The 12,720-nt window shown below is 33.6% G+C and carries 10 protein-coding genes; 6 read left to right on the top strand and 4 right to left on the bottom strand.

What is annotated here, in order from left to right; translation table 11 throughout:
- Positions 1–21: 21 nt before the first annotated feature.
- The 6 genes from LNP81_RS06465 to hflX all read left to right on the top strand — a co-directional run bounded on the left by LNP81_RS06465 (position 22) and on the right by hflX (position 9,728).
- Entirely contained in the window at positions 22–1,062 is a 1,041-nt protein-coding gene (locus LNP81_RS06465) for a Gfo/Idh/MocA family oxidoreductase (protein WP_230034355.1), read from the top strand.
- Positions 1,063–1,331: 269 nt separating this feature from the next.
- On the top strand, positions 1,332–2,555 hold the full coding sequence (locus tag LNP81_RS06470) for an MFS transporter (RefSeq protein WP_230034357.1): 1,224 nt from the start codon (positions 1,332–1,334) through the stop codon (positions 2,553–2,555).
- Between the two features lie 549 nt (positions 2,556–3,104).
- Positions 3,105–5,942 (top strand): carboxypeptidase-like regulatory domain-containing protein, encoded by a 2,838-nt coding sequence (locus tag LNP81_RS06475; RefSeq protein ID WP_230034359.1) that lies wholly within the window; start codon positions 3,105–3,107, stop codon positions 5,940–5,942.
- 20 nt (positions 5,943–5,962) lie between these two features.
- Positions 5,963–7,312, top strand: a complete 1,350-nt coding sequence (locus LNP81_RS06480) for a DUF5689 domain-containing protein (RefSeq protein WP_230034361.1) — start codon at positions 5,963–5,965, stop codon at positions 7,310–7,312.
- 138 nt (positions 7,313–7,450) lie between these two features.
- Positions 7,451–8,317 carry a hypothetical protein gene (locus LNP81_RS06485; RefSeq protein ID WP_230034363.1) on the top strand — a complete coding sequence of 289 codons (867 nt, stop codon included), beginning with the start codon at positions 7,451–7,453 and terminating at the stop codon, positions 8,315–8,317.
- Between the two features lie 169 nt (positions 8,318–8,486).
- A complete protein-coding gene (gene hflX / locus LNP81_RS06490) occupies positions 8,487–9,728 on the top strand; it encodes a GTPase HflX (protein WP_230034365.1) in 1,242 nt (413 codons plus the stop codon).
- 359 nt (positions 9,729–10,087) lie between these two features.
- Here the strand turns inward: hflX and LNP81_RS06495 are convergent, their stop codons facing one another.
- The 4 genes from LNP81_RS06495 to LNP81_RS06510 all read right to left on the bottom strand — a co-directional run bounded on the left by LNP81_RS06495 (position 10,088) and on the right by LNP81_RS06510 (position 12,594).
- Positions 10,088–11,038 carry a DUF3078 domain-containing protein gene (locus LNP81_RS06495; protein ID WP_230034367.1) on the bottom strand — a complete coding sequence of 317 codons (951 nt, stop codon included), beginning with the start codon at positions 11,036–11,038 and terminating at the stop codon, positions 10,088–10,090.
- A gap of 78 nt (positions 11,039–11,116) precedes the next feature.
- Positions 11,117–11,626, bottom strand: coding sequence for a DUF2480 family protein (locus LNP81_RS06500; protein ID WP_194615142.1), 510 nt, complete (start codon positions 11,624–11,626; stop codon positions 11,117–11,119).
- 74 nt (positions 11,627–11,700) lie between these two features.
- Entirely contained in the window at positions 11,701–12,024 is a 324-nt protein-coding gene (locus tag LNP81_RS06505) for an SUF system Fe-S cluster assembly protein (protein ID WP_055097577.1), read from the bottom strand.
- A gap of 162 nt (positions 12,025–12,186) precedes the next feature.
- Positions 12,187–12,594: a GxxExxY protein gene (locus LNP81_RS06510; protein ID WP_230034369.1), complete on the bottom strand. Its 408-nt coding sequence runs from the start codon at positions 12,592–12,594 to the stop codon at positions 12,187–12,189.
- Positions 12,595–12,720 lie beyond the last annotated feature (126 nt).

A 12,720-nucleotide genomic window follows, 5' to 3' on the forward strand; every position in this document is an offset into this window, starting at 1 on the left:
TTAATTGTAAAAACATACAAAATGCAAAAAATAAAAACAGCACTATTATCATACGGAATGTCGGGGAAAGTTTTTCATGCTCCGTTTTTAGACATTCACCCCGGATTTGAACTTTTAGGATCTTGGGAAAGAAGCAAAAAACTCATTCAGGAAGATTATCCAAGCGTAAAAAGTTATCCAACAATTGATGATTTATTGGCAGATGATGTCGATTTGGTAATTGTAAATACACCGGTTGGAACACATTTCGAATATGCCAAAAAAGTTTTATTGGCAGGAAAACACGCCGTTGTCGAAAAAGCATTTACAACAACCGTGGCCGAAGCCGAAGAATTAGCTGCAATAGCCAAAGAAAAGGGTTTGAAATTGGCTGTTTTCCAAAACAGAAGATGGGATAGTGATTTTAAAACCGTTCAAAAAATAATCAAAGAAGGAACTTTAGGAGATTTGGTCGAAGCCGAATTTCATTTTGACAGATACAATCCTTTATTGAGTGCAAAAGCACATAAAGAAACTGTAAATGACGGAGCCGGAATCCTGAAAGATTTAGGTCCGCATTTAATCGATCAGGCCGTTTGTTTGTTTGGTTCACCAAAGTCCGTTTTTGGAGATATTCGTTTTACAAGAGAAAACTCTTTGGTCGATGACTGGATCGATTTATTGTTGATTTATGAAGATTTCAGAGTACGATTAAAAGCCAGTTTTTTTGTTCGCGAAGCCAATCCTGCTTATACCATTCACGGAAAAAAAGGATCTTTCCTAAAACCTCGTGGAGATGTTCAGGAAGATGAATTAAAACTAGGTAAAAAACCAAATTTAGAATCCTGGGGAACAGAATCAGAAAACTTACAAGGATTATTGCATACCGAAATTGACGGAAAAGAAATAAGAGAAAAAATCCCAACACTTCAGGGAAATTATTTTTCGTTTTTTGATGGCGTTTATGAATCCATTGCAAATAATAAAATAGAACCCGTTACAGCAGAAGATGGTGTAAAAGTGATGCAAATTATAGAAGCTGCAATTGCAAGTAATGCGCAACAAAAGGTAATTAATTTGTAACGTAAAATTGCCCACGGGTTTTACGGATCTAAACGGATTAACACAGATTTATTCTAATTATATCTTTTAAACTATATCATAGACGCACGGCAGTGCGTCTTTTTTATGCGTACAAATAGAAAACCTTAGCACCTTAGTTTCTCAGAACCTTAGTCCCTTAAAACAAATTTATAAACATATAACGTTATAAATTTAGGAACTAGTAGGGTTTTATAGTCTATAAAGTAGCTTTTTAGTACTTTTATACTAGAATCCAAAAATAAATCACTTTGATCAGTTTCAATCCATTATCGCTATTCCAAACAAAAGGAAAAATCAAGAAAGTTTATAGAGAAGCAAAAGCCTCTTATTTAAACCGAATTCGTTTTGCCGTGGGAATGTTTTATTTTGGAATGGGATTAAGTTTTGCAACCTGGGCGAGCAGAATTCCAGACATAAAAACCGCTTTACATTTAACGGAAGGAGATTTGGGGTCGATTCTTTTTGCTTTGCCAATGGGACAATTGATCATCATGCCTTTTTCAGGTAAAATGGTAACCAAATTTGGGAGTCATCGTATCCTTGTTTTCTCTTTAATAATGTATGTTTTGTGTTTGGCTAATTTAGGATTAGCAACATCAGCACTGCAATTATCACTAGGATTATTTCTGTTTGGAGTTTTTGGAAATCTAGCCAACATCGCCGTAAATACTCAAGGAGTTTATACCGAAGTACTTTTCAAAAAAACAATCATGTCCTCTTTTCACGGAATGTGGAGTTTTGCCGGATTTACAGGAGCTTTGGTAGGTTTAGGAATGCTGACTTTAAAACTCACACCATTTCATCATTTTCTGGTTGTGGGCGCAATTGTACTTTTAATGGTTGCTTTCAATTTTAAATTTTTGGTCAAAGCCAAAGAAAAAATAAAAAACAAAACATCCGAAAAGAAAAAGCTATTTGTAAAACCCGACAGCTCTTTGCTTTGGCTTGGTGTAATTGGTTTTTGCAGTATGGCCAGCGAAGGTGTAATGTTCGACTGGAGCGGAGTTTACTTTAAAGATATTGTACAAGCTCCCGGACCTTTAGTAATTTTAGGTTATACATCATTCATGATCATGATGGCCAGCGGACGATTTTTAGGCGATGGACTCATCAACAAATTTGGTCGTGAACGGGTGATGCAAATTAGTGGCGTCATGATTTCTGTGGGGCTTTTTACTGCTGTTTTTCTTCCTTATATTATTCCTTGTACCATTGCTTTTATGCTTGTTGGTTTAGGAGTTGCGACCATTGTGCCTACCGTTTATAGTATGGCAGGAAAAAACCCTACCGTTCCTCCCGGAGAAGCTTTAACCATTGTTTCGAGTGTAAGTTTTTTAGGTTTTTTGATGGGACCTCCGGTTATTGGACATATTGCGGAAGCTTTCGGACTTCAGTTTTCCTTTGCCTTTATCGGAATCTTTGGTGTTCTGATCGCCTTTATGGTTTCGAAAATTAGAACTACCGAAGCATAATTTTTTTTCAGGAGCTAATCCCGCTATACGTTCCAATCTTTTGTGGCGAACACCGCCACAAAAGGATTTCCACTTCTATCGGGGCTAGGACAATCATTTTCATAAGAGTTTTTTCCTCTAGTTTGTCCTCCCGAGGAACGAGGGATCTCCACAAGAAACTCCGTATAGTAATACACCAAATATTGACGATATTCTCTACAGAATTTCTAGTTTGATTTGCTCGTTGGCTATCGCTCAGGCCTCCTTCGTCGAAAATAACATTAAATGAGAAAAAATCATTTCAATCATTATAATCTGTGGCTATAATAAAACTAGCAAATGCCCAAATTAATTACTGATTTTTAAAAAGCAATCTTATTTATAAAATAAAAATTTGTAAGAAATTTCTTTTACATCGATTTTTGCTTATATTTGAGGTTGAAAATTAAGTTTCGTATTTATCGAAAGTCTTTTCCAAAGACCAATTTTATCTTTTGATGCAGAATTAAAAAGTTTTGAAAATCAAGACTGTTTAATCTGAAAACTTTTATCAAAGTAAATTGGGTTTTCATGGGAAAGAAATACATATTGTTTTTTATTTTATTGTCTTTTGGAGTTGCTTTTGCACAACAAGAAACTACTTTCGAAGGAATAGTAATTGATGCAAAAACGCAAAGTCCTCTTGAAAATGTTGTGGTAAGTATCCAGAATTCTTCGATCACACAACTTACCAATGCAAGCGGAAAATTCGAATTGCATTCTGCTATTAAAGGAGAACAACTATTATTGCTTCGTAGTCAGGGATATAAAGATTTACTTTTAAAGATAAACTCAAATCCGGAACAAACAGTCAATCTTGGAATATTACAATTAGAAGATAATTTTTCAGATGATGTTCCTGCAACGTTAATCACCTTATTAGACAGTGAATTATCAGATGATAACAGTTCGTCAGAAATGACATCAGGACTTTTACAGTCTTCAAAAGATGTTTTTATGCAGGCCTCCGCTTTCAATTGGGGACAAGCCCGATTTAGAATTCGGGGTCTGGACAGCGAAAACGGAACTATGATGCTCAATGGCATGGTCATGAATAAAATTTATGACGGAAGACCGCAATGGAGTAATTGGGGAGGTTTGAATGACGTACTTAGAAATCAGGAATTTTCTGTTGGAGCCGCAGCTTCAAATTTTACTTTTGGAGGCATATTGGGCACGCAGCAAATTTCGACCCGCGCATCAACTTACAGAAAAGGAGCAAGGCTTACTTTTTCAGGAAGTAATACAACCTATAATTGGCGTGCCAATGCGACCTATGCTTCCGGAATGAATTCTTCTGGGTGGGCGTATGTAATATCAGCAGGAAAACGTATTGGTAATGAAGGTTATTTTGAAGGAACAAGTTTCGATGCCGAATCGTTTTTTATAAGTGTCGAAAAGAAATTAAGTAACAAACACTCGCTAAACTTCACGGGATTTTATACGCCAAATTCCCGAGGAAAAAACTCAGCCAATACCAATGAAGTTGTCGAATTAACCAACGAAAAATACAATTCGTATTGGGGTTTTCAGGATGGCGAAAAACGAAATGCAAGGGTAAAAAAAGTCGAAGAACCTTTATTGATGCTCAATCATTATTACAAGATAAATGAAAAAGCAAAACTGAATTCCAATATAATGTATCAGTTTGGTAAAGTAGGAAACAGCACGATTGATTATCAAAATGCAAATAGTCCGGATCCTACATATTATCGAAAATTACCCAGTTATTATGCCTCACTTTACGGAAAAGATATCGGAGAGTTTTCAGGAGAGTTTACACCGGATTATGAAAATGCGGAACTCAATAAAAAATTGTTTCTGGAGAATCCGCAAATCAATTGGGATGAAATGTATCAGGCCAATCAGCAACCAATATTAAATTCTAATGGAAAAATTATAGGTTATCAGCCTTCTCAAAGTCATTATGTTTTGTATGAAGACAGAGCAGATGATAAAACGTTTGCTGCCAATTCAAACTTAAACATTCAAATTACAGAAAACAGCTCTTTTGATGGCGGAATAACTTTTCGGAATTTAAAATCACATCAATTTCAATATCTTTTAGATTTGCTGGGAGGCGAATATTTTGAAGATATCGATGCATTTTATGTTGGAGATCAGTCGCAATCAGATCTTCAGCATCCAAATCGTCAGGTGAAAAAAGGAGATGCTTATGGTTATAATTTTAATCTTCTAGCGACTACAGTCGATGCTTTTACGCAGTTTAAATTTAATTATAGAAAAATTGATTTTTATTTAGGTCAATCATTTTCCATCTCCAATTATCAAAGAGAAGGTTTGTATCAAAACGGAATTTACCCAACAACTTCTTTAGGTAAAAGTGAAAAAGTACATTTTGAAAATTTTGGTTTCAAAGGTGGATTTACTTATAAGATTTCGGGAAAACAATGGTTGTTCTTTAACGGAATGCATCTTACAAGAGCGCCATCACTTCGAAATACTTTCGCCAATTCACGCCTGAATAATTCAGTTGTAGACGGAATCGAAAATGAAAATATCAGTAGTGTCGAAGGTAATTATGTTTTCCGTTCTCCAAAACTTAAAATTAGAACAACGGTTTATTATACTTTGATCAAGAACACTACAAAAACTTCTTTTTTCTATGCTGAAGGTATTTTTGACAGAGGAGCCAGTTACAATAATACAGATGCATTTGTGAGTCAGACTTTGACACATCTCGACAAGAAAAATATTGGAGCAGAGCTGAGTTTCGAATATCAAATTTCATCTACATTAAAAAGTACATTATCTGTAGCTTACGGTAATTACACTTACAATAGTAATCCAAATGTTTCGGTTACAAATGATGCCAACGCTGCGAAAGGTGATACACAAACTACTTTTGATTTTGGAGAATCATATCTCAAAAATTATAAACAACCCGGTATGCCGCAACAAGCTTACTCTTTTGGGTTAGAATATCGGGATCCTAAATATTGGTGGTTGGGAGCCAACATCAATTATTTGACCGAAAGTTATATTGATGTTTCGCCAATTGCCAGAACAGCCCGTTTTTATAAAAATCCAATCAGCGGTTTAGTTTTTCCTGAAGCTACAGAAGAACGTGCAGCCGCTTTATTAAAACAAGAGAAATTCGATCTTATTTCGTTGCTAAATATTACAGGCGGTAAATCCTGGCGTATTTCAGGTAAATATGTCGGGCTTTTTGCAAGTATAAATAATGTTCTTGACAAGACTTATAAAACAGGAGGTTTTGAGCAGGCAAGAAATGCGAATTTCAGAGCATTAAATCAGGATGTTTCAAGCGGAACGCCATCATTTGCACCCAAATATTTTTACGGATACGGAAGAACTTATTTCGTAAACCTCACGATAAGTTTATAAAATTTTAATACACATTCGAAATGAAAAATAGATTTTTAATTCCTTTTTTAGCGTGGTCAGTCTTCTTTTTTTATGGTTGTAATAATGAAGTTGAAATTCCAAAACTAAAATGCACACAGCCTGATTTAGCAGTAAATCAATCGGTTCAAAAAGTTAAGGATCTTTCGGGTTCAGTTCCAAAACAATACAATTACAATGATATCATCGAAGCTTATGTGGTATCGAGTGATGAAGGAGGCAATTTTTTTAAGGCGATTTCTTTTCAAACATTAGCGACAGATAAAGTACCTGCAATAGGATTTAGCATTCCTGTAGATGTTTCGAACACTTATATTGATTTTCGAATTGGAAATAAAGTGTATATAAAAGTCAAAAACCAGTTTACAGATTTATATTTTGGAGGATTGCGAATAGGAAGTCTGTATGTAAGTAATGCTGGCGATCCCACTATTGGCAGAGTTTCGCAAAATGATTATAAAAATGTCCTTAATGCTTCGTGTACAGTAATTGATGAAAGTCAATTGGTTGAGTCTATTTCTATTGAAGAAGCTCTAAACGATGATAAACTCAATACTTTGGTAGAGTTAACGGATGTGCAATTTACCGAAGAAGCAATTGGTCGTCATTATTTTGAAGAATCTAATAATGTGGGTGGTTCAACCAATTGGAATTTACGAGATAAAACCGGTAATCAGATTATTTTCAGAACAAGCAGTTACGCTAGTTTTGCAGATCATATCGTACCGGAAGGAAGCGGAAAAGTGAGAGGGATTTTGACCAAATTTGGATCGGATTACCAATTGATGATCAGGTCAGAAAAAGATTTGGTAATGAACGGAAAAAGAACCGTTCCTTTTTTTTCGGAAGATTTTCAATCAGTAAAAAACAATGTAAATTTCACATTGCCAGGTTGGAGCAACATAGTAGAAAAAGCTTCAAAAATATGGAAAAGTATGTTGTATGCAGGAAATGGTTACGCAGAATTTAATACCACCAGTACAACAGCTGCCGAAAATATTGCATGGTTAGTTACGCCAAAGATCAATATGTCAGGATATAAAAATGCTGTGTTATCTTTTAGAAGTGCTCAACATGACCTTAAAGTAGATTCACCCCTAAATTCTTTAGAAGTTTATATCTCAGCTAATTTTGATGGTTCCAGTATTACTAAAGCAAAGTGGACAAAACTAGAAGCAAATTTACCTTCATTGTCAACGCCAACAAGACAATTTATAAGTTCCGGCGGAATAGATTTATCTGCTTACTCAGGAAATATTCATATTGCATTCAAATATATAGGATCCGGTAAAGACAAAACATTAAACGGAGCTTTTATGGTTGATGATGTTAAAATTTTTGGAGAAAAGTAAGGCGTTCAATTTTTAAAAATGAAATTAAAGTGCTGATTTTTAAGTGATAATTTAATTGTGTGTTGTTTTTAAGTTTTAAACTGTTAAAATTTAATTGAATTTTGTATTTTGGTCATCCCAAATCAATACAAATACTACATGAAAACCTATTTTATCGCCATCTTGATGATGGTTTTTCCATGCTTGTTGCACAGTCAGGATCAAAATGCTCCTGTTAGATTAAAACAAATCAACATTGTAAAAACAAATTACCAAAACTCGAAAGATGGTGAAATTGTAAATAAAACAGTTGTTTTTAAAGACGGAAAAATAGAAACCATTACAACATCAGACGTTGTTCAGCATTTTTTTTACAATACAAAAGGATTGCTGGATAAGACTGTAAAAGATAAGATTGGAAGCGAATGGAAAGAAGTCGTAAACTACTCTTACGATGCAGATAATAACATTACAAAATTCGTTAAAAAATATCAGGAAGGTAACGACTACATTACCAAAACAGTAACTTTTGGCTACGAGGGAGCAAGAGTAAAAGTAATTACCAAAAAAAGTACGAATCACCAAAACATTGTTGATGATGTAGAATATATTGTAGAGAACGGTATAATTGTAAGACGTACTACGAGAGACAGAAACAAAGCAATAATTGGTAAAATTGAATATGTTTATATCAATGATAATGTTGCTAAACATAAAGGTCTTGTGGGAGATAAAATCTCTAAAACGTATACTTTTGATGATAAAAAATCTGTAGATCAATTAATTGTTCAGAGCTTGTTTGGTGATAATTATAAAGTAATTGTACCCATGATTTCATATCACGAAGAAGAGTTTAGTTTTGAAGCAATATCCTATAATAACGAGGTAAATTTTAGTCCGTCATCTACTGTTTTAGTAGGCGTAAGCAGAAAATTCAAATACAATAAATTAAACTTTCCAATTTCTTGTTCTCAAATTGAAGAAAACGGAATTGTAAAAACAGAAAAGACTTTTATTTACGAATAAAAACAATCTTTTTTATTTACTTTAAACCATTTAGAAATTAAGAATCGACTTAATTTCTAAATGGTTTCTTTTTTTAAAGAAACACTAATTTCCCAAATAGAACTTAAAAACGAGATTCTATAAGTGTTAGTACCTTACAAATCATTAAATTTGCACCTTATTCAAAGCTATGTTAGAAAAAGAAATTATAAATTTTGAGAAAACTGCCATTGTTGGTATTGTGACCCAAAATCAAAGTGAAGAAAAACTTAACGAATATCTTGATGAATTAGAGTTTTTGACATTTACCGCAGGAGGTGAAGTTATTAAACGCTTTTCGCAAAAAATGGAACGCCCAAATCCCAAGACTTTTGTTGGAACAGGGAAAATTGAAGAAATTAATCTTTTTGTAAAAGAAAACGACATATCGACTTTAATCTTTGATGATGAATTATCGCCATCACAACAAAAGAATATCTCTAAAATTATAGATTGTAAAATCTTAGACAGAACCCATCTTATTCTGGATATTTTTGCTCAAAGGGCCGAAACTTCGTATGCAAGAACGCAGGTAGAGCTGGCGCAATGTCAGTATCTGTTACCTAGACTTTCGGGTATGTGGACTCACCTTGAGCGCCAAAAAGGAGGAATTGGAATGCGTGGACCCGGAGAAACCGAGATTGAAACTGACAGACGTATTGTTCGTGATCGTATTGCTCTCTTAAAAGACAAAATAAAAACGATCGATAAACAAATGGGTGTGCAGCGCAGTAATCGTGGTGCGATGGTTCGTGTTGCTCTTGTTGGATATACCAATGTGGGGAAATCGACTTTGATGAATGCGGTTGGGAAAAGTGATGTCTTTGTTGAAAATAAATTGTTTGCAACTCTTGATACAACGGTTCGCAAAGTGGTGATTAAAAACTTGCCATTCTTATTGTCAGATACAGTAGGTTTTATTAGAAAATTACCAACGCAATTGGTAGATTCTTTTAAAAGTACGCTTGATGAGGTTCGTGAAGCAGATTTGTTATTGCATATTGTAGATATTTCGCATCCTGATTTTGAAGATCATATAGAATCTGTAAATCAGACTTTGCAGGATATAAAAGCACATGAAAAACCGGTTATAATGGTTTTTAACAAAATTGATGCCTACAAACACCTGACAATCGATGAGGATGATTTAATGACTGAGAAAACGCCAAGACATTATACACTTGACGAATGGAAATCAACCTGGATGCATCGTTTGGGAGAAGATAATGCATTGTTTATTTCGGCTACGAATAAAGAAAATTTTGAGGAATTTAGAGAAAGAGTTTATGAAGCAGTTCGTCAGATTCACATAACCAGATTTCCTTATAATAAATTCTTGTATCCGGATTATAAAGATGCAATCGAAAAAGAAGAAGAACAAGATGAGGAATAAGGAATAATAAATAAAAATTTTACCGCAAAGAGCGCTAAGATTATATTAAAGTATCTTCACAAAACATAAAGTTCGCAAAGCTAAATCTATATAGCTTTGCGAACTTTGTTTTTTTATAAAGCCGTGATATAAAAAAGTATTTGCTTGCTCTTATGTCTATACAATTAATTTGTAAGCTGAAATGTTTTAATCTCGCCAAAGACGCAGAGTCGCAAAGTTTTTTAAGCTTATGTTCTTAATGTAGTGATTAATTTTGCTAAGATGCAGAAGTCATCCATAATATATCTTTGGATCCTTGCGCGATTATTTCACCCCAGAAAAAAAAACTTTGCGCTCTTTGCGGTAAAATTTTATATAAACTAAAATCCGAAATTAACTCCTAAACCAAATACTTCTCTGGTTTGAAAACCCTGAAAAGCATTATCATCATAAATTGCCTGGAAGGATAAATTGGCAGATAAAAATTTGTTTACTTTCATGATAATATTCAAAGAGTAATTGATATCTACGTTTTGTGGATCTTCTAAATAATTAGAATATAAATTCAAAGTATTTTCTGCGGTTACGTTGGTCATGATAGCCAATTTATAATAAACCGATGCATAGAAACCTAATTCGTAACGCATGGTTTTGTTAGCATCTACACCAAAATAATCACCACTAACATACGGTAAACCAGTTCCCTGGTCGATTCCTGAGGTATAAGCTCCGTCTACAAAAGTAAATTTAGAGGTAAGAGGTGCAAAGTTAATTTTTAGATTGTCATCTTTTGTCCAGTAAATACCGGGACCAGTAGTAAGATAACCCGGAGACATAAATTTGGTATTTTCGGTTCTAATTTCCTTTCCGTTTGCATCTTTACCATACAAATAACCTGTTGTAAACTGAGTTCTGAAATTCAGGAAATAAGAATAGTACCATTCGCCAAAAGCTCTCTTTCCAACTATTGAATTGAATTCAAGACGGTCATCAGTCTTTTTTTCATAGTCGGCATTTTTAGTTTGTAAAAGTCCGTAAGAAGCTAAAATTTTATTATCCCAGGTAAGATCGTCTTTCTTGTAATTGAAATCGTAGTTGATTCCAAGAGTTCCCGAAAAGCTGTCTTCACCTCCTGCAATCCAATTATTAAAGCTCGATTGGTTTAGTAAAAGAGAAACTGTTCCTTTGGCTTTCCAGCCTTCTCCCTCGATAGTATCATTTATTTTCTTTACTGCTTTTTCAGTGTTTTGGATTAATTCTTTTTCAGAATTTTGGGCTTGAACAAAAGTTAAGTTCGCTAAAATAAAAAGTAATAACGTTAGCTTTCTCATGGTATATAGTTTAAATGTGTAAGAACAAATATACTAAAAAACGTTAAAAGCTTCGGGATTATTGGCTGTAAAAGAAAGTTATTTCTTAGATTCTTTGTATAAAGGTACTGCTGAGCAAGCTTCGCCGTACATAATACTTCTTGCAAAAGGTTGCAGGTAAGTTGCGGCTAAAATATAAGCGCGCGTTGGTACTGGTTTTTTCGAACAGCCTTTTACAATTACCGGTTTGTTTTTGTATTCAGAATAATCAAGTTTGCTTAAAATCTCTTCATATAAACTTGCATCTAAATCTTCGATCGTTCCGTTGACTACTTTTTTTGCATAAGGTGCCAATTGAATCGCTACCAGAATAGAAGACCAGGCAGGAACAATAGCATCTGTACTACAGTTTATAGCCACATATTGATCTTGATATTGCGACCAATCGTGATTTTTTAAGTGTTCTCTAAAGTCTTTTTCTTTTAATAAAAAACCTTCTAAAAGCCATTGCGAAATGTCAATTTGCACACGCGCTCCTTTTGGATAATAATCCTCAAGATCAAAAACTTCTAAGGCACTATTGGCAACTTTATTGATGATTTCTTCCATTTTGTCTAGTTTTCAATTTTCAGTCACAGTCACAGTGAAAAACTGAAAACTGAGACTGAAAACTGTATACTTTTTTAAAGCATTCCTAATTCTAATTTTGCTTCTTCGCTCATTAAATCTTTACTCCACGGCGGATCGAAAGTAATTTCAACATCAACATCTTTAATGTTTTCGATTGTTTTTACTTTTTCTTCTACTTCTCTTGGTAAACTTTCCGCAACCGGACAGTTAGGAGATGTTAATGTCATCAGAATTTTTACTTCGTAATCTGTATTTACCATTACGTCATAAATTAATCCTAACTCATATATGTCTACAGGAATCTCCGGATCGTAAATGCTTTTTAAAACTTTTACAATTGATTCTCCTAATTCGTTTGTGTCTATTTCTTGTTCCATTTTTTTGTTTTTTGTTTTTTTTCTACCATATAAGTTATATAAGTTCATTTAAATAATGTGCTTATATTTTCTCAGTTCAATATGGTTTTTCTTCTGTGTAATATTGACCAAAAAGCTTATAATTTCTTATATAACTTATATGGTTTAATTTTTATTAACCCTTTAATCTTCTAGCCAGCGATATAATTCGTTGACATATGTTTTTTGTCCTTCGTGATAGATATTTGTCACGTTAAAATTTATCATTAATCCTATTGGGGACTTTAAAAGTTTCATATAAGACATCAGTTTAGCAATATGGACTGGTATAATATGATCAACAGCTTTTAATTCCAAAACCAGGCAATTTTCAATGAATAAATCACATCTTAAGTCTGATTCAAGTTCTAGACCTTTATACTCAACCGGAATTACCATTTCAGATTGAAAATTAATTCCTCTTAGAGATAATTCTTTAATCATACACTGATGATAAATATTTTCTAAAAGTCCAGCTCCGATATTTTTATGAACTTCAATTGCCGCGCCATTTAGCTTATAAATTAAATCAGTCAAATATTTCTTTGTCATTATGCTTTTTTTAGCAATAATAACAAATAAAAAAGAAAGATAAAACCTACTTTAAAAATATAGGCGATATAAGTTCATTTAAATATTATGCTTATATTCTCTTAGTTCGATATGGCTTTTTTTTCT

The sequence above is a fragment of the Flavobacterium piscisymbiosum genome (assembly GCF_020905295.1).
Lineage (GTDB): Bacteria > Bacteroidota > Bacteroidia > Flavobacteriales > Flavobacteriaceae > Flavobacterium > Flavobacterium piscisymbiosum.